This window comes from Pelagibius sp. CAU 1746 (assembly GCF_039839785.1).
In the GTDB taxonomy this organism is placed as follows: Bacteria; Pseudomonadota; Alphaproteobacteria; order Kiloniellales; family Kiloniellaceae; genus Pelagibius.
Genome location: NZ_JBDOQT010000001.1, coordinates 3,347,458 through 3,366,402 on the forward strand (window position 1 = coordinate 3,347,458; position 18,945 = coordinate 3,366,402).

Sequence of the window (18,945 nt, forward strand, 5' to 3'; positions counted from 1 at the left end):
AAGGATGTCCAATCCCGCAGACGCACGCCCCCGCCTCCGGCGCCAAGTCCTGCTGCTGCTGGTCGTGGCATCGACCGGCGCGGCGGCATTTGTGCTCGGCACCATCCTCGCGGCAGACGGTTTTTCGCTGCTGGAACTGGGCATCCTCTTTCTTTTCTCCGCGCTTTTCGCCTGGATCACCACCGCCTTCTGGCTCTCCCTGCTCGGCTTCGCGGTGCGCCGGCTGGGTCTTGCCGGGCGGCAGAACGACCGCCCGGCCGCGGCCCCCGCGCGCCGCGGCTCCACTGCCCTGGTCATGCCGATCTACAACGAGGACCCCGACCGCGTCGTCGCCGGTCTGCGCGCCATCCTGAACTCGCTCTGTGCGCAACGGCCGGAAGGCCATTTCGATGCCTATCTGCTGAGCGACACGACCGACCCGGACACCTGGCTTGCCGAGGAACTGGCCTGGAGCCGCCTGAACCGCGAGTTTGCAGACCGCGTCTCCGTCTTCTACCGCCACCGGCCGCGCAACCTGGCGCGCAAGAGCGGCAACATCGCGGATTTCTGCGAGTCCTGGGGTTACCGCTACGACTACATGGTGGTTCTCGACGCCGACAGCATCATGACCGGGGCCTGCCTGGTCGAACTGACGGCCCGCATGGACGCCAACCCCCGCGTCGGCCTGATCCAGGTGCCGCCACTGCCGGTGCTGCGCGAATCCCTCTTCGCCCGGAGCCAACAGTTCGCCGGCAGCGTCTACGGTCCGCCCTTTGCCGCCGGCCTCGCCTACTGGCTGGAGGGCGATTCCAACTATTGGGGCCACAACGCCATCATCCGCGTCGCCCCTTTCACCGACCACTGCGGCCTGCCCGAACTGCCCGGACGCGAGCCCTTCGGCGGCGAAATCCTCAGTCACGACTTCGTCGAAGCCGCCTTGCTGCGCCGGGCCGGCTGGGAAGTCTGGCTGGCCGACGACCTAGACGGCAGTTTCGAGGAGCCGCCGCCGACCCTGATCGACCACGCCAAGCGCGACCGCCGCTGGTGCCAGGGCAACCTGCAGCACCTGGGCGTGGTCGCAGCGCGGGGACTGCGGCCGCTCAGCCGGCTGCACTTCGTCATGGGCGTGATGTCCTACCTCTCGTCGCTGCTGTGGCTCTTGCTGCTGGCCCTCTCCGGACTGGAGGCCTGGCGCCAGGAGCGTACCGAGCACAGCTATTTCATCGACGGCGATCTCTTCCCCAATTGGCCGGTATCCTACGCCTTCGAGGCGACCACCCTGCTGGCCATCACCTTGGGCATTCTCTACCTGCCCAAGGTCTTCGGCTATCTCACGCTGCTCGGCGACCGGCGGCGCCTGGCCGCCCACGGCGGCGCCCTGAAGGCCGCCCTCGGCGTCGTCCTGGAAAGCCTGATGTCGATCCTGCTATCGCCCATTCTCATGCTGTTCCAGAGCGGCTTCATCGTCTCCATCCTGGCCGGCCGCAGCGTGCGCTGGGCGCCGCAGCAGCGCGACGACGACGAGACGTCATGGCGCGAAGCCGTCGCCGCGCACAGCGGCCATACTGCCTTCGCCCTGTTGGCCGGCGGCGTCAGCTATGCCTTGGTCCCCGACTTCTTCTGGTGGCTTACTCCGGTTTTGGCGGGCCCGCTGCTCTCCATCCCGCTGTCACGCTTCACCAGCCGCGCCGACGTCGGACGCAAATTGCGGGACTGGGGACTGTTCCTCACGCCCTGCGAGAGCGAGCCGCCGGCAGTGCTGCAACGCTTGGCGGAGGAGCTGGCGGAGAAATCGGCGGAGGACCCGCAGGCCAAGGCGCCCGAAGGCCTCTCGCTCTTCGAGCAGGCGATCGGCGATCCCTTCATGAACGCGCTGCACCGGACCCTTCTGGAGCGTGAGCCGCGCGCCAAGAGCGAACGCCTGCGCCTCGACGGCCTGATTGCCCGCTGGCAGGAGGGCGGCCCCGGCTGCCTCAGCCGGGACGAAAAACGCGACCTGCTGAGCGATCCCACCTCGATGGCCACCCTGCACGCCCTAGCCTGGCAGGGACGCGAGGACCAGCCGCCGGGCGATGGCACCGCCCCTCACGGCGCGGTGACGGCCTGAGACGCCCGTCGCCGTCACCTATTCTAACTGTCATCCCGGGCAAGCGAGCGTTAGCGAGCGCGAGCCGGGATCCAGAGGCGGGCGCTCGAGCGCTTGCCCCTGGACCCTCGGGTCAAGCCCACGGCTGTCCGGTTTAGGGCGCAAGATGAAAGGAAGGCCTTCGGCCTCCACCCCCCCTCCTAACCTCCCCCCATCAAGGGGGGAGGGACTTTTGTCAGGCGCCCCAACAAATTATCCCCTTCCCCTTCGATGGGGGAGGGCTAGGGTGGGGGTGACACCCTAGCCGCCTCCAGCCGCCAGCCTGGCCAGGCACCTTTCCTGTCTCCGTCACAACCGCTGTCGTCAAACCACTGAAGCGGAATCCAATTCAAGCAACTGCCTAGTTCTAAACCGGACAGCCGTGGACATGTCCCGAGGGTGACAGTGTAGCGTGGGAAGGCACGGCCAGCGCGATCACAGAAGCTGCTGACCACAAGGTCAGTCAGCAGGTTTCCAATTAATTCCTGGCATCAGGGACTCCGCGGCCCGAACCGCTTCTTGGAGCGTTGCGTGGGGTTCTGATGCGGCCCGGAACATGCCCTGTTCGCCCGGTGAGCCCCACTGAATGATGAAGCAGGGGGCTTTCCGATCCTCACGAACGTCCGGCGGATCGTCGAGATCGCCAGAGCCATAGGTGACCTCCATCCGGACAATCCGAACTTCTGTCGGAACCGTGCCGGCATAGAGGCAGATGCCGATCTGAATGACTACGTCGCTTGCTCCAGATGACGTGCCCCCTCCCGCACGCGAAACCACGCGACCCTCAGCCTTTCCGGAAGACGAAGGCCGCCAGGGCGCCGGCGGCAACCGCCAGCAGCACCGCGATGATGCCGTAGAGGGCCGAGTAGTTGTAGGCGAAGAAGAAGACGTCGGCACCCAGTCCGGCCTTGCGGACGATCAGCGGCGTCGTCTGGGCGTGCGTCACCCGGCCGTCCTGCAGCATGAAGACTTCCACGTCGTAGAAGCCAGTGGGCACGTTGGCCGGGAAGTGCAGCCGGGTGCGGAAGAGCTGCCCGCCCAGGAAGGAAATATCCGTGGCGCCAGCGGCAAAGAGGCCCTGGCGCTCCTTATTGCGGATCAGAGCGGCACGAAACTTCGCCAGATCAGCCTCGCCGACATCGTCGTCGAGGCTGCGCAGGCGGAGGAACTGAGCCCCCATGCCGTGGCGCATGCGCGTCACCTCGCTGGCGATCTCGTCCAGGGGCGCGCTGCTGCGCACGGCATAGAAGCTCGGCACCCGCTCGAAGACCACGCGGCGGTCGTTGATCCAGACGCCGGCATAGCGGCCCTTGCGCCAGACGGTCGTCTCCTCCTCCGGGCCGCGGACCACGACGACCACGTTGCTGTTCGCCTCCACCGTGCCGAACAGCAGCACTTCGGTGCCCACGAAGCCGGTGGTGATCTGGATCTGATGCTCGGAGAGGTCGGCGATCAGAGGGGTCTGCGCGGCCCCCGGCATGGCCAGCAGGAAAACGGCGATCGAGAGGAAGACGGCACGGAGGTTCATGTCAATGCGCCCCTCCCGCGCCGATGGCATAGAGATCGTCCGGCGTCACCACCAGATCGAACAACAGCTTGCCGCAGACCCCCAGGACCATGAGCGCGAGCAGGATGCGCAACTGCTCGCCGCGCAGGCGGGTGCCCGCCCGCGTGCCGATCTGGGCGCCGATCACCCCGCCGGTCAGCAGGATGAGGGCCAGAACCGCATCAACGGTCTGATTCTGCGAGGCCTGCAGGAAGGTCACCGTCGCGGTGACGAAGATGATCTGGAACAGCGAGGTCCCGACCACCACGGAGGTCGGCATGCCCAGCAGGTAGATCATGGCGGGGACCATGATAAAGCCGCCGCTGACACCCATGATGGCGGCCAGAATACCGACGATGAAGCCGATAAAGATGGGCAGCAGGGCGGAGATATAGAGCTTCGACTTGCGGAATCGGATCTTGAACGGAAGACCGTGCATCCAGTGATGCTGGTGGAGCTTGCGGCGGACGTCGACCTGCCGGCGGCGGCGGAACATGGCGCGGCTGGCCTCCATGAACATCAGGCCGCCGACGATGCCCAGGAAGACCACGTAGCAAAGGGAGATCACCAGATCGAGCTGGCCGAGGCCGCGCAGGACGGTGAAGAGCCAGACGCCAAACAGAGAGCCCAGGGTGCCGCCGATCAGCAGCACGAACCCCATGCGGAAATCGACGTTGCCGCGGCGCCAGTGCGCCAGCACGCCGGAGACCGAGGAGGCGACGATCTGGTTGGCCTCCGTGGCCACCGCCACCGCGGGCGTCACGCCGATAAAGATCAGCAAGGGCGTCATCAGGAAGCCGCCGCCCACACCGAACAACCCGGAAAGAAACCCGACGGCACCGCCCATGCCCAACAGAAGAAAGACATTCACAGAGATCTCTGCGATGGGCAGATAGATATTCATCAAAATCGGCTTTCGATCGGCCGTGCGCGGCAGGGCCTAAACTTAGTGTTCCGAGCTTAGCTTTCGTAGATACAGCATTGCAATAAAAGCATTATTAAATAGGCGTCCAAAGCCCGATTACAGCGCGGATCGGCTCATGCACGGCTCTCTCCGTAATAAAGGGTGACCACGTGCTTGGCCTCGGCGAAGAACAGCCAGCGCTCGACCGCCAGCCCGGCGGCCAACAGCGGCACGCTCACCACCGCGGCCAGCAGGCTGCCGACCCCCGGCAACGCCTGGCCCAGGCCGGTCAGCAGCAGGGGCGCCAGAAACCCCAGCAGCAGCGTCAGGCGGCGAAGCTTGGCGGCGTGCTTGCGGGCGATCCGGAAGCCCATCTCCTGCATCAGATAATTGGACTCGCTGTGCGGCGCTTCGAGCAGGCGCACCCTGCCCTGCGGGCCCAAGCCGGTCGCCGACTCCGCCGTCCCGGCGGGCGCCGCCCGGGCCACATCGCTCCAATAGGCCAGCTTGACCAGCGCGGAGAGCCCGAAGAGCAGCACCACCAGCCAGGGAAAACCATCCCGGAGCGGCAGGGCCCAGACCTGCAGCAGCAAATTCAACAGCACCGCGCCCGAAAGCGCCGAGAGCACAAGATAGCCCGGCAGGGTCCAGGCGGAGGCCCAGGCGCGGATCGTCCTGAGCGAGGCATAGATCATCGCCGTGCAGATCACGGTGACCAGACAGCAGAGGCTGGCCAGCAGCCCCACGGCCGCCGCCGTACCGCTGTTGGTTCCCGCGATCACCCAATAGAAGGCGAAGAGACCGACCGGCAAGAAGGTCGTCACGGCGGCCACGCCTTCCCGCGACAGCCAGGACGACCGCCACTGGGTCAGCGCCCGCCAGGCGCGCTCCGGGTGGCCGAGGTGAAAGGTGGAGGACAGGAGGCCCGTCACCACCAGCCCGAGGCCCAGTACGAAGGCCGTGAGCCCGAACCAGCGCTCTGCGGGCAGCCCGCCGAAGGCCGCCAGCAGCCCGAGCCAGGCGAGCAGCCCGTAGCCCGCGCCCGAGGCGGTGGTGAAGAGAATGACCGATTTCGCCGGATGCACTAGCCTGTCCCCTTTCCTAGCGACTGAGCACGCGGTCGACCCAGCGGGCCAACATCCCCGCCGGCTCACCCTCGGGCGTGGCGGGCTGCAGGGCGGCGCCGGAGCCGGCCTCCGGCGTCTGGCGCTTGGGGCGCGGCGGCAGATAGCGATTCACCGGTTTGCACTCCTGCTCCGGCATGAGCTCGTAGCCGCCGCGCGCGGCCACCAGCAAGGAGACTTCAGACTGTGGATCGCCGAGATCGCCGAAGTGGCGCGCGCCCGCCGGACAGGTCGAGACGCAGGCCGGCACGCGGCTGCGCGGGTCCAGGTTCTCGTTGTAGATCTTGTCGACGCAAAGCGTGCACTTCTTCATCACGCCCGCATCCTCGTCGTACTCCCGCGCGCCGTAAGGGCAGGCCCAGGAGCAGAGCTTGCAGCCGATGCAGGCCTCGGCATTGACCAGTACGATGCCGTCCTCCTGGCGCTTGTAGGAGGCACCGGTCGGGCAGACGGTGACGCAGGGTGCGTCCTCGCAGTGCAGGCAGGACTTGGGGAAATGAACGGTGCGGCTGTCGCCGGTCTCGTCCACCACCTCGAAGGTGTGGATGCGGTTGAACCAGACGCCGCTGGGATCGGCCCCGTAGGGATCGCTGTCGGTCAGCGGCGCCGAATGGCCGGAGGTGTTCCACTCCTTACAGTTCACCGCGCAGGCATGACAGCCGACGCAGATGTCGAGGTCGATGACCAGACCCAGTTTCACCGGGCCGGGGTCGCGCGGCAGACTGGTCATGCGCCCTCTCCTCCGCCGCTCTCGCCTTCCGGCTTCTTCACGTTGCCCTTGCCGTCGGCAACGCCTGGCACGGTGACCGAAACCTCGTGGCGGTTACCGATCCATTCGCGGAAGCGCACGCCCTGTCCTGCGCCGGCGGGGCGGCGATCCTTCAAGTCGGCGCCGTAGCGCAGCTTGCCGCCCTCATCCAGGCCGCGCCGCGGCGGCGCCTTCACGGGGTCCATCAGCGGGTCCGTCGCGCCCTCCTCGCCAGGCCGGCAGCGTTCCAGGCGGACGCGCAGATCGTACCAGGCGGCCTGGCCGGTCACCGGGTCGGAGTTGGAGTAGCGGTGGCCGCCTTCACGCTCCGGCAGCAGTTCCGAGATGATGTGGTTCAGCAGGAAGCCGCGGTTGCTCTCCGGCGCTTCCGGGTCCAGGCCCCAGGCGCCGCGGCGCTTGCCGATGGCGTTCCAGGTCCACACCGTCGACGGATTGACGCCGTACATCAGCCGCACCTGCCCCTTCACCCGGCCGTGGGGGCTGACGACCCAGACCCAGTCGTCGTCGGCGACGCCGAAGTGTGCCGCGGTGTCGGGGTGGACATAGAGCCGGTTGCGCGCGGTGATCTGGCGCAGCCAAGCATTCTGCGACCCCCAGGAATGGTACATGTGCATCGGGCGTTGGGTGATGGCGTGAAGGACGAACTCCTCACCGTCGACCGCGGCTTCCTCCAGGGGCGGATACCAGATCGGCAGCGGATCGAAATAGGCCTCGACGCGGGCACGGTCGCCGGCGGGCGGCTGCACCTTGCCGTGGCCCCGCGCGGCGAGGCGGAACTTCTGCAGGATCTCGCTGTAGAGCTGCATGACGATGGGCTCTTCCGTCGGGATCCAGCCCATGGTCTTGGCGTAGCTCAGATAGCTCTTGTTGGCATGTTTGAAGTAGAGCTGGTCCGGAGTCAGGTGATGGACCCAAAAGCAGCCGTTGTCGATATAGCGTTGCAGCTGATCGGGATTGGGAGCGCCGGTGCCCTGCTGTTTGCCCTCCGGGCCACGCCAGCCGGCCAAGGGACCGATGCCGGGCGAACGCTCGTGGTTGGCGATATAATCCGGATAGCCGCCCGGGTATTTCGGCTCGCCATCGTTGTAGACGAAGCCGGGAAGCTGCAGGCGGTTCGCCAGGTCGATCAGCACATCCTGGAAGGGCCGTACGTCGCGATCGGGCGGGCAGACCGGCTGGCGGATGGCGTCGGCCGGGCCATGGGCGCTGCTGATCGGGCGGTCGAGCAGCGAGATGCAGTCCCAGCGCTCCAGGTAGGTGGTATCCGGCAGAATCAGGTCCGCGTAAGGCACCATCTCCGAGTAATAGGCGTCGGAGTAGATGATCTTGGGAATCTTATAGCCGCCGGTCTCAGGATCCTTATCGGTCAGGTACTTCAGGGTGCCCTGGACGTTCATGGAGGAATTCCACCCCATGTTCGCCATGTACATCATCAGCACGTCGATCGGATAGGGGTCGCCCGCCCAGGCGTTGTGAATGACCATGTGCATCAGGCCGTGGGCAGCCAGGGGGAACTCCCAGCTATAGGCCTTGTCGATGCGGGTCGGCCGCCCCTCGGCGTCGACCTGAAGGTCGTCCGGCCCGAGAGGAAAGCCCAGCGGCATGCCGGGCAGCGGACGCTCCGGCGCCGCCGTCTTGCCGGCAGGCTGCGGGCTGGGCGGGATCAGCTTGGGAAACGGCGCCTTGTAGCCGAAGCCGCCGGGGCAGTCGATGGAGCCCAGCAGCATCTGCAGCAGGTGAATGGCCCGGCAAGTGTGGAAACCGTTGGAGTGGGCCGAAATGCCGCGCATGGCATGCATGGAGACCGGACGGCCGATCATCTTGTCATGCTTGCGCCCGGCCCAGTCGGTCCAGGCGACGTCCAGTACCACCTCCTTTTCGAAGGCGGCCTCCGCCAACTCGGCGGCAATGCGCTTGATCGTCGCCACAGGAAGGCCGACGCGCCCGGCCACCGCCTCCGGCGCGTAATCCGGGTCGAGGTAGCGCTTGGCCAGGATCTCGAAGACCGGTACCGCGGCGCGGCCGTCGGGCAACCTGTAGCGCCCGACCACGGCAGCCTTGGCGGTTACGTCTGAGGTCGGTGCCGGGGCCCCGCGGGCCATGTCCCAGCACAGGGTGGCGCCTTCCGCGTTGCGCGCGAAAAGTCCATCTTCCGGCCCCCCGGGATCGTCGATCACCAGCCAGGTGGCGTTGGTGTAGCGGCCCAGGAAGTCCCAGTCGATCTTCTCCGCCTTCAGGAGTTCGTGCACCAGCGCCAGCACGAAGAGGCCGTCGGTGCCGGGACGCAGGCCAATCCACTCGTCGGCGACCGCCGAATAGCCGGTCTTCACGGGGTTGACCGAGACGAACTTGGCCTGGCCCTTCGTCTTCATGCGGCCGAGGCCGGCCTTGATGGGGTTGGAATCGTGGTCCTCGGCGACGCCGAACAGCATGAAGTAGCGCGTGTGATCCCAGTCCGGCTCACCGAACTCCCAAAAGGAGCCGCCGATGGAATAGAGCCCGGCCGCTGCCATGTTGACCGAGCAGAAACCGCCGTGGGCCGCGAAGTTCGGGGTGCCGTACTGCATCGCCCACCAGCCGGTCAGGGACTGGCTCTGGTCGCGGCCGGTGAAAAAAGCGAAGCGCCGGGGATCGGTACTGCGCACCTCGCCCAGCCACTCGGTGGCCAGGGCCAGGGCCTCGTCCCACTCGATTTCCTTGAACTCGCCGCTGCCGCGCTCGCCCGTGCGCAGCAGGGGCTTCGACAGGCGCGCCGGCGAATAGTGCTGCATGATCCCCGCCGACCCCTTGGCGCAGAGCACGCCCTTGTTGACCGGGTGGTCGGGGTTTCCTTCCAGGTAGCGAACCTTGCCGTCTTTCAGATAGACGTTGATGCCGCAACGGCAGGCGCACATGTAGCAGGTGGTTTGCTTAATTTCGTCGGCGACTTCCGGACAGGTATTGACGGTTTCCTGCCCGGTATCCAACTCACTCCTGATCATCGATCCTCCAAGTCCCCACCCGGCCCGGTTCGCCCCGCGCCGAAAGCCGCCGCGCGACCTTCATCAGACCAACCCTCGCTCCGGCGCCCTGCCGCCGCCACAGCAGGGAATCGCCGAGCCCGATCACGGCCGGTCTTCGGTACCACAGCTTAGTCGAACGCCCGTTCGGCGCTTCTATCTAATTGCTTCGTCGAAGATAACAGGTATTCCGGGCGATTCAGCCCCTGGCCCCATAAATTGTTTGCGCCTGGATACAGAAAATGCGCCACCGGCCTTTCCGTCAGTCCAAGCCTTTCTCAAATGTGGGAATCCGCCGCACCGGCCCGGCGCTTCCGCCCGGACCTCCCCCGCCACGAAGAGACTTCACCAGAGATGAAACCTATCGCGGCCTGCCCGCGTAGGTATGAACAGCCGGGCCTCACGGGGTTCGCCCCGCGGCGCCGGCAAAGGGCGGCCCTTTGGATGGAGGCCCCCGACACGGGACTGAAGCAGCGGAGACTTCCCCTGCCTTCAGGCGAAGTGGCCACCGTTCACGGCAGAGCGGCGCCAAGGGCGGTGGTCACTTCCACCCACCGGGGAGAGTCTCTGCCTCTTTCTCGCTCCAAACACCGGGCTCTGGCGGAGGCCTGGAAGCCCGCGGGTTCACTCCCCGCCGCAGGGCCAGTTCTGCGGCGCGCTCAGCCCCGCCGGCAGTTTGGTTTCGGCGTCGCCGCAGGCGACATCGAGCTGATGCTGGGTGAGCCCCTTCACCGGCGAGAGGTCGGCACCCTCGAAGTGGGTCAGATAGGTGTAGGCGCCAGTGAAGTCGCTGCCGCCCAGCTTGGCCCCTTTGAAAACCGCGCGGGCGATCTCGGCGCGTTGCAGGTTGGCCCCTTCCAGATTGGCGTCGACCATGACGGCGCGGCCCAATTCGGCCTTCTCCAGCCTGGCACCGCTGAAGTCCGCCCCGGTGAAGTCGGTCCGCGCCATCTCCGCCTTGCTCATGTCAGCCCCGCGAAGGACGGCCTGGCTGAAGTTCGCACGGTCCCCGCTGGACTTGATCAGCACCGCGCCCGTTAAATCGGCCCCCGCCAGACGTGCATGTTCGAAGTTGGCTTCGGTCAGGTCGGCGCCCATCAGCTTGGCCTTGGCCAGATCGCTGCGGCTGAAGTCAGTGCGCAAGAAGGTTCCTTTGCTAAGGTCGCGCTCCCGCAGGATCAATCGCCGTTTCTCGCACTTCGTCCAATCCACCCCCGCAGCCGGGCTGTCGCCGCAGCCGGCGGACACCGGCCCGGACAGGACAGCCAGGGAAAGCGGCACGGCCGCCAGGCCGAGGGCGAGACTGCGAATTGCGTACTTCATGCCGCCGCCGAGCTCCATTCTGTTGCGGTTCTTGCGAAGGATGGTAGCGAAGGAGTACCGCCTTGAACAGCTATGCTCGCTGCCTCGTGATCGAATGCCCTCACAACCCAAGAGACCCTCAGCGTCCTCCTTGCAGCCGCCGCGCCTCGGCAAGGCTCTTCATAGCCTTTGCGCCCACCGGCGGCGGCCCTGGTGGAAATCCGGGGTTGAATGTCTCCGGCCTCCCACTCTCCACCCGATCCGGGGTTCGGCATCCTGGCGAAGGCCCGGAAGCTCCGCGCAAGTCCCCTCACCGCCGTTCCCGCGCGGGTAAAGACCGCTTGCCAGCGGGCGCGCCGCATCGCTCAACGCAGCGGGCTGAGGTTCTGCAGGAACATCTCCGCGCAGGCTGCCCAGGAGTAACGCAGGGCGTGGGAACGGCAGGCCGAGCGTGGCTGTTTGATCGCCTCATCGACCGCCATCCTCAGGTCTTCGTTCAGCGCCCCGACCCCCGCGCCGTCGACGATGTCGAGCGGGCCCGGCACCGGATAGGCGGCGACCGGAAGGCCGCTGGCCAGGGCCTCCAGCATCACCAGGCCGAAGGTATCGGTCCTGCTGGGAAAGACGAAGACATCGCCCGAAGCGTAGTGCGCGGCCAGTTCCTCGCCCTGCTGCGCGCCGGCGAAATAGACCTCGGGGAACGCCGCCTGCAGTTCCGCGCGCTGCGGCCCGTCGCCGACCACGACCTTGGAGCCGGGCAGCGGCAACTCCAGAAAAGCGCGGATATTCTTCTCCACCGCCACGCGGCCGACGTAGAGATGAACCGGCCGCGGCAGATTCAGGCCGTCCAGCGCCTTGGGCGCCGCGGGGCGGAACAGCGCCGTGTCGACGCCGCGGGTCCAATCGGCCAGGTTCCGAAAGCCTTCGGCCTCCAGTTCGCGCTTCATGGAATCGGTCGCCACCATGGTGGCCCTGGAGGGCTTGTGGAACCAGCGCATGAAGGCATAACCCCAGGAGACCGGCAGGGGCAGGCGCGCGCTGAGGTACTCCGGAAAGCGCGTATGGTAGGAGGTGGTGAAGGGCAGCCCGCGCTTCACGCAGTAGTTCCTGACCGCCAGGCCGATGGGGCCTTCCGTGGCGATGTGGATGGCATCGGCGCCCAGCGCCTCGATGCGTTTGGCCATGCCGATCCCGGGCAGCACCGCCAAGCGGATCTCCGGATAGGACGGACAGGGAAAGGTGCGGAACTGGCCGGGGCAGATCACCTCGAAGCTGTGGCCCCGGGCCTCCAGTTCCTCGCGCACGCGGTTCAGGGTCCGCACCACGCCGTTGATCTGCGGGTGCCAAGCGTCGCTCGCCAGCAGGATTTTCATGTGTTCTGAAGACCTCAGGCCGCCACCGTGACCGGCTCCAGCATCGGGAAGGCGCGCAGCTCCGCCCAGGGCAGGATCTCCAGCCGGCCGTCCATGTGCTCGACCAGGGCGGTGCAGCTCTCCACCCAGTCGCCGTCGTTGATATAGAGGATGCCGTCGATCATGCGCATTTCCGCCAAGTGGATGTGGCCGCAGACCACGCCGTCGGCGCCCCGGCGCCGCGCCTCGTCGACCACCGCTTCCTCGAAATTGCTGATGAACTGGACAGCGTTCTTCACCCGGTGCTTCAGGTAGGCCGACAGCGACCAGTAGCCGAAGCCCAGCTTGCGGCGCAGGTAGTTGAACCAGGTGTTGACGTGCAGCATGGTGACGTAGGCCCAGTCGCCCAGCAGCGCCAGCCAGCGCGCATACTTCACCACACCGTCGAACTCATCGCCGTGGATCACCAGCAGGCGTTTGCCGTCGGCGGTCTCGTGAACCGCCTCCTTCTTCACCTCGACACCGCCGAAGTGACTCCCAAGGTAGTCGCGCAGGAACTCGTCGTGATTGCCGGGCACGTAGACGAGCTTCATGCCCTTGCGCACCTTGCGCAGCAGCTTCTGCACCACGTCGTTGTGTGCCTGGGGCCAATACCAGGTGCGCTTCAGGCGCCAGCCGTCGACGATGTCGCCGACCAGATACATGGTCTCGCAGTCGGTGTGCCTGATGAAGTCCAGCAGGTAGTCCGCTTTGCACCCGCGGGTCCCGAGGTGGATGTCGGAGATGAAGACCGCACGGTAGCGCGAAGGTCGGGAATAGCGTGTCAGGCCGTCCATGTTCCGGATCCGCAGAAATCGAGTGGATCGCAGGAAAACCAGCGATCTTTCCGCGGCTTATAGCAACAGCCCGTTACAGTACAAGGCTACCGGGGCCAAGTTGGCGCAATTATAACGGCAGGGTCATGATACCATCACTGAAGTGTCATCTTGGCTTTGTCTTGGGGGGTTCCGGCCGGTAAAGGGTGACGGCGGGCTGCGGCCGTGGCAAGGCCGTCTCGAATCGGCATCGGGGACTTCTTGTCACGAAACGGTAAGCGTTAGGGGCCTGTACGGCGGCCCCGGCACTGGCTACAAGAAGTCAGCCTCCCCCCTGCCGAGAACGAGCTGAGTCTTGCCGTGACCGTCTCCCAACCGCCCCAGCCCCGCTATGCGGTCTACTACGCGCCGCCGCGCGCCTGCGCCTTGTGGCGCCTGGCGCAACGCTGGCTGGGACGCGACTGCGAGAGCGGCGAAACGCTCGAGCAGCCGCTGCTGGAGGGCTGGACCGCCGAGGACATCTCGTCGTTCACCGGCAGCCCGCGGCACTATGGCTTCCATGCAACCTTGAAAGCTCCCTTTCGGCTGGCGCCCGGAGCCTCCCTCCGGCACCTCCACGACAGTCTCGGCGCCTTCGCCGCCGGACGGCAGGCCTTCCTGGCCCCGCCGCTGGAGGTCTCGGCCATCGGGCCCTTTCTTGCCTTGACCCTCTCAACGGCGTCGCCGGAGATGGAGAGCTTGGCCGCAGCATCGGTGCGGGACCTCGACGGCCTGCGCGCCCCACCGAGCGAGGCCGACCTGCAGCGGCGCCTCGCGGCAGAACTGTCGCTCCGCCAGGAGGAACTGCTGCGGACCTGGGGTTATCCTTACGTGCTGGACGAGTTCCGGTTCCATATGACCCTCACCGGCCCGATCGCCGACCAGGGGCGGCGCGAGGCACTGCGGAACGATTTGCAAACCCTGTTCCGGCCGGTGCTTGCGGACCCCGTTCCGGTTACCGAGATATGCCTCTATAGTCAGAACTCGACCGAGGCGCCCTTCACCCTGGTGGACCGGTTCCGCCTCGCCGGCGAGCCCGCCGCCCCTTTCGAGAAAAGCGCCGGCGGTGCATCAGGAGCAACGCTCTCATGACCCAGATCCCCAAATCCGAACGCCGCGGCGGCGACGCGATGCCGGGCGATCCCGTCAGCCACCTCCTATCGATGCTGGATCGGCTGGGCGCGGAGCGTTACGGCGGCGAAGAGGTGACACAACTCGCCCACGCGCTCCAATGTGCGACCTTCGCCCAGCGCGCGGACGCCCCCGACAGTCTGGTCGCCGCCGCCCTGCTGCACGATATCGGCCACTTGGTGAATCCTCACGATGAAGGTGCGACCCTGCGCGGCATCGACGCAGCCCACGAGAAAATCGGTGCGGGTTACCTGGCACGCTGGTTCGGGCCGGCAGTCACCGCGCCGGTGGCACAGCACGTGGCCGCCAAACGCTACCTCTGCCACGCCGAGCGGGGTTACTTCGCCCGCCTGTCGGAGGAGTCCGTGCGCAGCCTTGCGGTTCAGGGCGGCCCCTTCTCCGCTGAGCAGGCCGCCGAGTTCCTGGCCCGCCCCTACGCTCAGGACGCGGTGGCGCTCAGGCGATGGGATGAATTGGCCAAGGATCCCGAGATGGCGACGCCCTGCCTGGAGGACTTCCGGCCGGTGCTCGAGCGCGCCCAGCGCCGGGGCGCCTGATATGCCGCAGGCAGACGGCGGGCCCGGTCATCTGTTCCTTGTGGTGGGCCCCAGCGGCGCCGGCAAGGACAGCTTGATCGAGGGTGCACGCCGTGCCCTCGCCGACCTGCCGCAGTTCACCTTCCCCCGGCGCATAATCACCCGGCGCAGCGATCCGGGCAGCGAGGATCACGCCACCCTCAGCGAAGCGGAGTTCGACGCGCAGCGAGCCGCCGGCGCCTTCTTCCTGCACTGGGACGCACACGATCTGCGCTACGCCTTGCCCGGATCCATCGCCGATGCACTGGCCGGCGGCGGCACGGTCGTCGCCAACGTCTCGCGCAAGGTGATCGCCGAGGCCTGCCGGCGCCACCCGATGACCACCGTCGTCTTCGTCACCGCCCCGCCGGAAGTCCTGGAGCGCCGGCTGCTGGCGCGCGGGCGCGAGGATGCCGCCGCGGTCACGCGCCGCCTGGACCGCAGCGCCGCCTTACCGGATGGAGCCGAGGTGGTCACCGTCGTCAACGACGGCCCCCTGGAAAGCGCGGTAGAGCGCTTTGTCGCCGTTCTGAGATCATCGGCAGACGCCTGATCCGGCGGCGGAGCCGCCTGGGGATGCTTCCGGGCAAAGGCCGTGAGGACGCCGGTCTTTCCTCTACGCCGCCTTCGAGGTGAGATAGTCGTCGATCCGCACCTCGTCGATCTGCTCCTTCGACATATAGCGCTCGGCGTAGGTGCGATAGATGCCCGAGGTGAGGAAGAGGTCGAAGAGGTCGGGATCGACATGTCCTTCGGCGGCCATGCCTGCCATGATCCTGATCGCCACCGAGAGGGGCTTGCCTTTCTTGTAGGGGCGGTCCGCAGCGGTCAGCGCCTCGAAGATGTCGGCGATGGCCATCATGCGGGCAACGGGACTCATATGGTCGCCCTTGAGTTTACGTGGATAGCCGCCACCGTCGATCCGCTCGTGGTGGCCGCCGGCCAGTTCCGGCACGTCGCGCAGATGTCGCGGATATGGCAAGGCGGAGAGCATGACGATCGTCTGGATGATGTGGTCGTTGATCTTGTAACGCTCTTCGTCGTTCAGGGTGCCGCGCCGTACCGAGAGGTTGTAGAGCTCACCGCGGTTGTAAAGATGCTCCGGCTGCTTCAGCTTGAAGCCCCATTCGTTGTCCGCGCCCAACACCTCCCGCCCCGGCCGCGGGATGATATGGTCGGGACGATCCGCCAGCAGGGCTTCGACCGCCGGCAGTACCGGTCGCGGCGCGGAGCGCTTGCGGTTGCATTCGTCCTTGGAGGTGCCGATGGTGTCGTCCAGAGTCCGCGCCCAGGTGCGGCGGGCAATCTCGCGCAGCCGTCCGAGCTTATCGTCGCCGAGAAACTCGCCGCCTTCGTTGCACTGCGCGACAAAGGAAAATTCCTCGTCCAGTTGCCGCCAGGTTTGGTCCCGCACCGCCTCGGCCTTTGCCGGGTCTTCGCCCGAGAGAACCGCCAGCAATCTGGCGATCTCGGCGTCCCGCTTCAGGACCTCGAAGCGCATGCGGACTTCGTGGATCCGATCATAGATGGTCTCCAGCTTGGTCGCCTTGTCGACGACGTACTCAGGCGAGGTGATCTTGCCGCAGTCGTGCAGCCAGGCAGCGACATGGACCGCCTCCCATTGGTCTTCCGTCAAGGAGAAATCCTGGAACGGTCCCGAAGTCGCCTTCTCCGCGGCCGCGGCCAGCATCTTGGTCAACTGCGGAACGCGCTCGCAGTGCCCGCCGGTATAGGGGCTCTTCGCATCGATGGCCCCGGCAATGAGGGCAATGAAAGCCCGGAACAGCAGTTTTTCCGAGGCGATGAGCTGCCGTGTTTCCAAGGACACGGCGGCGATGCCGGTCAGCGCCCCGACCAGCGCCTGGGCGCCGGGGCCGGCCTGCCCGGCATCGAGGAACAGGATGGCGCCAATCGCCTCGTTCTTGCGGTCACGCAGCGGATAGCAGAGTGCCTTCCCGAAGCACTCGTGGCCCTCGATCTTCGCGAGCCCCGGCAGATCCATCTCGGCGGCGCCGACCTCGCCCTTCACCGCGCTGCGCTGCCCGGATTGAAGAGCTTCGCTGACCAGAAGCGGCACCGGATAGGTCCTGTCTTTCTCCAGCTCCATCCGCTCGATGCGCCGGCCGTCCTTGTAGGCCACCGGAGCCAGGCCGTCGGCCTGTTGCGGCATCACGTAAAGAACGGCTTTCTCGACGCCCAGGACCGCCGACAGCTCACTGAGAATGGTCGGCTGAAGGGAAATGATATCCTTCTCCCGGGAAATCAGGTCAAGCAGATGGGAATAGCGGTTCAAGGTCGCCTGCAGCGACTGAAAACCCTCCGTGAGATTGCGGACCTCGACGATCCGGGAACGGCTTGGCAGCGGTGTGCCGTAGTCGAACTTCCGGAACCGCTCGGCGGCGGCCGTCAATCTCGCCAGCGAGCGGCTGATCGAAAATGCGGCAAGAAAGGTGAGCAAGAGGGCGATCACGAAAACCAGGGCCGAGGACTCCAGCATCTCCCGCATGGTGTCATAGGCCTCGGCCAGGAGCTCACGCTCCGGGATGGTGATGATCAGGTGGTGGGCGGCACCTCCCCGCAACCGGACAAGGAAATTCCAACCGAGATAGGCTTCCCCGGCGACGTCGAACCGCCGCAGCCCTTCCTCGCCCAGGCCAAGCTCGCTGAAAGCCCTTATCGACTCCGAGGCGTAGTTCTCGAGGGTCGTCATGTCCAGAACGTGGTTGGTTCTGGCCACGATCAGGCGGCTCGCATCATCGGCGGCGATTACGTCTCCATTCTCGGTCGCCAGGACAACACGCGACGACGGCGTCGGCTTGCGTGTGCTGAGCAACTCGGCCACCGCGGCGAGGCTGTAGTCCGCCCCCACGACGGCGTCGCCTTGGCTGCCGCCGATGGCGAAAGTCATCCCCAGCTCATGGGTCGTTGCGAAAATGTAAGGTTCCGTCCTGGCAATGCCGGTGGTCGTCAACGCCTTGCGGTACCACGGACGCCGGCGCGGATCGTATTCGTCCGGGTAATCCGGTTTGACGACCTGGCCGACGACGTCTCCCGCAGCGTCGAGGTAGATGAACCGTCCATCGGCCTTGCCTTGCTCCCGGTCGATGCTCTGGACGACGTAGCGGACGTTGTCGGCAACGTCGAACAGAAAGCGCTCCATCTCCGTTCGTAGGCTGCGCACCAAGAAGAAATCGCCATCGCGGTAGCCGACGTAATAGGCGTTGACGCCGCGCGAAGATCCCAGTGCTTGGGCGAAGACGGGGAAGTGGTCGAGGCGCCCTCTCCACGTCGCTTCTTGTTTGACCTGGTGCTGGCCGATCAGGGCCACTCCCAACTCGACAGGTTCAACCAGGCTGTCGAAGGCTTGGCGCACTTCCATAGCGGAGCGCTCGGCGAGCTGCGCCCCGTCGTTTTCCATCAGTTCCGTCGTGCGCTGATAGCCGACCCAGGTCAGCACCGCGACGGTCATAACGGTCAAGAGACCGAAGAGGGCCGACAGGTGGACGACCAGCGGAAGGGCAAAGGCTCTCATCGGCGCGCGTCCTTGTCACGATCAAGGGTCCGATTGACCGAATGTCAAAATCACACCTTCACGCCACCTACCCCATAAGCGTGAAAAAGAGCATAGACACATCCATTTAGAGAAGTGAAGGGCAATTCACGACCGTGGCTTGCGTGCACGCGCTGCTCCCCTGTGCCTATCGGTTGACTGCGGCGGCTCGCGCCGCGGCCCTCGGGAGCGGAAAACGCCCTAAAATTGATTTGACTAATGAATTATTCCCGCTATGGAGACGTGAAAATTCCGGTGGCCGGTGAAACCCTGTGGCGGCGCCGGGCGTAACTCAGAACAGAAACCCACCCGCGCTTGCCGCGAATACCCGAAAGGGGTATTTGCCGAGAAAGCTCTTTTGGTTAAGGAAGCGTTATATGTTTGCCGTTGAAAGTCGCGCTGTCTCACTCTGCGCCTGCTTCGCCAGGCGCAAGTTCCGTTCACGCGACAAGGTTGGCCTCCACATGGACAGCAAACCCGCTTCCCAGGATCCGCGCCTGCTGATCTGTCGTGTCCTGGCCGACATGCCGCCGTCAACGGCCGAGGAGATCGCGCAAGCGACGGGGCTGGATCCGGAGACTGCCGCCGGCCATCTGGACAAACTGGCGGCCGCCTACCGGATCATGTTCAATCCGCTGACCAAGCGCTTCAGCCTGCCGAAGGCCCGGCCGGCCGCGGGGATGGCCGCCTGAGGCCCAGCGGCGTTGCCGCCCCCGGCGGGACTTTATACTTAGC

General features: G+C 66.0%; 14 protein-coding genes. 5 read left to right on the forward strand and 9 right to left on the reverse strand.

What is annotated here, in order from left to right:
* The first annotated feature begins 4 nt into the window (after positions 1-4).
* Positions 5-2,086: a glucans biosynthesis glucosyltransferase MdoH gene (gene mdoH, locus AAFN88_RS15970; RefSeq protein ID WP_347521394.1), complete on the forward strand. Its 2,082-nt coding sequence runs from the start codon at positions 5-7 to the stop codon at positions 2,084-2,086.
* Between the two features lie 802 nt (positions 2,087-2,888).
* Here mdoH and AAFN88_RS15975 read toward each other — a convergent pair.
* The 8 genes from AAFN88_RS15975 to AAFN88_RS16010 all read right to left on the reverse strand — a co-directional run bounded on the left by AAFN88_RS15975 (position 2,889) and on the right by AAFN88_RS16010 (position 12,936).
* Positions 2,889-3,632, reverse strand: a complete 744-nt coding sequence (locus tag AAFN88_RS15975) for a TIGR02186 family protein (protein ID WP_347521395.1) — start codon at positions 3,630-3,632, stop codon at positions 2,889-2,891.
* Between the two features lies 1 nt (position 3,633).
* Positions 3,634-4,554 carry a sulfite exporter TauE/SafE family protein gene (locus AAFN88_RS15980; protein ID WP_347521396.1) on the reverse strand — a complete coding sequence of 307 codons (921 nt, stop codon included), beginning with the start codon at positions 4,552-4,554 and terminating at the stop codon, positions 3,634-3,636.
* Between the two features lie 134 nt (positions 4,555-4,688).
* Positions 4,689-5,639 (reverse strand): DmsC/YnfH family molybdoenzyme membrane anchor subunit, encoded by a 951-nt coding sequence (locus tag AAFN88_RS15985; protein ID WP_347521397.1) that lies wholly within the window; start codon positions 5,637-5,639, stop codon positions 4,689-4,691.
* A 16-nt stretch (positions 5,640-5,655) separates the two neighbouring features.
* The gene (locus AAFN88_RS15990) at positions 5,656-6,408 is read right to left on the reverse strand and encodes a 4Fe-4S dicluster domain-containing protein (RefSeq protein ID WP_347521399.1); all 753 of its coding nucleotides are present in this window, start codon (positions 6,406-6,408) and stop codon (positions 5,656-5,658) included.
* Positions 6,405-9,428 carry a molybdopterin oxidoreductase family protein gene (locus AAFN88_RS15995; protein WP_347521400.1) on the reverse strand — a complete coding sequence of 1,008 codons (3,024 nt, stop codon included), beginning with the start codon at positions 9,426-9,428 and terminating at the stop codon, positions 6,405-6,407. The genes AAFN88_RS15990 and AAFN88_RS15995 overlap by 4 nt, the downstream gene beginning before the upstream one ends.
* Positions 9,429-10,070: 642 nt before the next feature.
* Positions 10,071-10,769 carry a pentapeptide repeat-containing protein gene (locus tag AAFN88_RS16000; protein WP_347521402.1) on the reverse strand — a complete coding sequence of 233 codons (699 nt, stop codon included), beginning with the start codon at positions 10,767-10,769 and terminating at the stop codon, positions 10,071-10,073.
* A gap of 344 nt (positions 10,770-11,113) precedes the next feature.
* Positions 11,114-12,121: a glycosyltransferase family 1 protein gene (locus tag AAFN88_RS16005; RefSeq protein ID WP_347521403.1), complete on the reverse strand. Its 1,008-nt coding sequence runs from the start codon at positions 12,119-12,121 to the stop codon at positions 11,114-11,116.
* A gap of 14 nt (positions 12,122-12,135) precedes the next feature.
* On the reverse strand, positions 12,136-12,936 hold the full coding sequence (locus AAFN88_RS16010; protein WP_347521404.1) for a UDP-2,3-diacylglucosamine diphosphatase: 801 nt from the start codon (positions 12,934-12,936) through the stop codon (positions 12,136-12,138).
* Between the two features lie 339 nt (positions 12,937-13,275).
* On the opposite strand from AAFN88_RS16010, the gene AAFN88_RS16015 reads away from it, so the two are divergent.
* The 3 genes from AAFN88_RS16015 to phnN are packed head-to-tail and all read left to right on the forward strand — an operon-like array spanning position 13,276 to position 15,213.
* Complete coding sequence (locus tag AAFN88_RS16015; protein ID WP_347521405.1) at positions 13,276-14,046, forward strand: DUF1045 domain-containing protein; 771 nt, start codon at positions 13,276-13,278, stop codon at positions 14,044-14,046.
* Positions 14,043-14,642, forward strand: a complete 600-nt coding sequence (locus tag AAFN88_RS16020; RefSeq protein WP_347521406.1) for a phosphonate degradation HD-domain oxygenase — start codon at positions 14,043-14,045, stop codon at positions 14,640-14,642. Before AAFN88_RS16015 ends, AAFN88_RS16020 begins: the two co-directional genes overlap by 4 nt.
* Before the next feature lies 1 nt (position 14,643).
* The gene (gene phnN, locus AAFN88_RS16025; RefSeq protein ID WP_347521407.1) at positions 14,644-15,213 is read left to right on the forward strand and encodes a phosphonate metabolism protein/1,5-bisphosphokinase (PRPP-forming) PhnN; all 570 of its coding nucleotides are present in this window, start codon (positions 14,644-14,646) and stop codon (positions 15,211-15,213) included.
* 63 nt (positions 15,214-15,276) lie between these two features.
* On the opposite strand, the gene AAFN88_RS16030 is transcribed toward phnN, so the two are convergent.
* Positions 15,277-18,192, reverse strand: coding sequence for an HD domain-containing phosphohydrolase (locus tag AAFN88_RS16030; protein ID WP_347521408.1), 2,916 nt, complete (start codon positions 18,190-18,192; stop codon positions 15,277-15,279).
* A 395-nt stretch (positions 18,193-18,587) separates the two neighbouring features.
* On the opposite strand from AAFN88_RS16030, the gene AAFN88_RS16035 reads away from it, so the two are divergent.
* Positions 18,588-18,902 carry a hypothetical protein gene (locus AAFN88_RS16035; RefSeq protein ID WP_347521409.1) on the forward strand — a complete coding sequence of 105 codons (315 nt, stop codon included), beginning with the start codon at positions 18,588-18,590 and terminating at the stop codon, positions 18,900-18,902.
* Positions 18,903-18,945 lie beyond the last annotated feature (43 nt).

Excerpts from the sequence above, each read along its gene's own strand:
- mdoH (WP_347521394.1), top strand. The coding sequence starts at position 5 with ATGTCCAATCCCGCAGACGCACGCCCCCGCCTCCGGCGCCAAGTCCTG.
- AAFN88_RS15975 (WP_347521395.1), bottom strand. The coding sequence starts at position 3,632 with ATGAACCTCCGTGCCGTCTTCCTCTCGATCGCCGTTTTCCTGCTGGCC.
- AAFN88_RS15980 (WP_347521396.1), bottom strand. The coding sequence starts at position 4,554 with ATGAATATCTATCTGCCCATCGCAGAGATCTCTGTGAATGTCTTTCTT.
- AAFN88_RS15990 (WP_347521399.1), bottom strand. The coding sequence starts at position 6,408 with ATGACCAGTCTGCCGCGCGACCCCGGCCCGGTGAAACTGGGTCTGGTC.
- AAFN88_RS15995 (WP_347521400.1), bottom strand. The coding sequence starts at position 9,428 with ATGATCAGGAGTGAGTTGGATACCGGGCAGGAAACCGTCAATACCTGT.
- AAFN88_RS16000 (WP_347521402.1), bottom strand. The coding sequence starts at position 10,769 with ATGAAGTACGCAATTCGCAGTCTCGCCCTCGGCCTGGCGGCCGTGCCG.
- AAFN88_RS16005 (WP_347521403.1), bottom strand. The coding sequence starts at position 12,121 with ATGAAAATCCTGCTGGCGAGCGACGCTTGGCACCCGCAGATCAACGGC.
- AAFN88_RS16010 (WP_347521404.1), bottom strand. The coding sequence starts at position 12,936 with ATGGACGGCCTGACACGCTATTCCCGACCTTCGCGCTACCGTGCGGTC.
- AAFN88_RS16020 (WP_347521406.1), top strand. The coding sequence starts at position 14,043 with ATGACCCAGATCCCCAAATCCGAACGCCGCGGCGGCGACGCGATGCCG.
- phnN (WP_347521407.1), top strand. The coding sequence starts at position 14,644 with ATGCCGCAGGCAGACGGCGGGCCCGGTCATCTGTTCCTTGTGGTGGGC.
- AAFN88_RS16030 (WP_347521408.1), bottom strand. The coding sequence starts at position 18,192 with ATGAGAGCCTTTGCCCTTCCGCTGGTCGTCCACCTGTCGGCCCTCTTC.
- AAFN88_RS16035 (WP_347521409.1), top strand. The coding sequence starts at position 18,588 with ATGTTTGCCGTTGAAAGTCGCGCTGTCTCACTCTGCGCCTGCTTCGCC.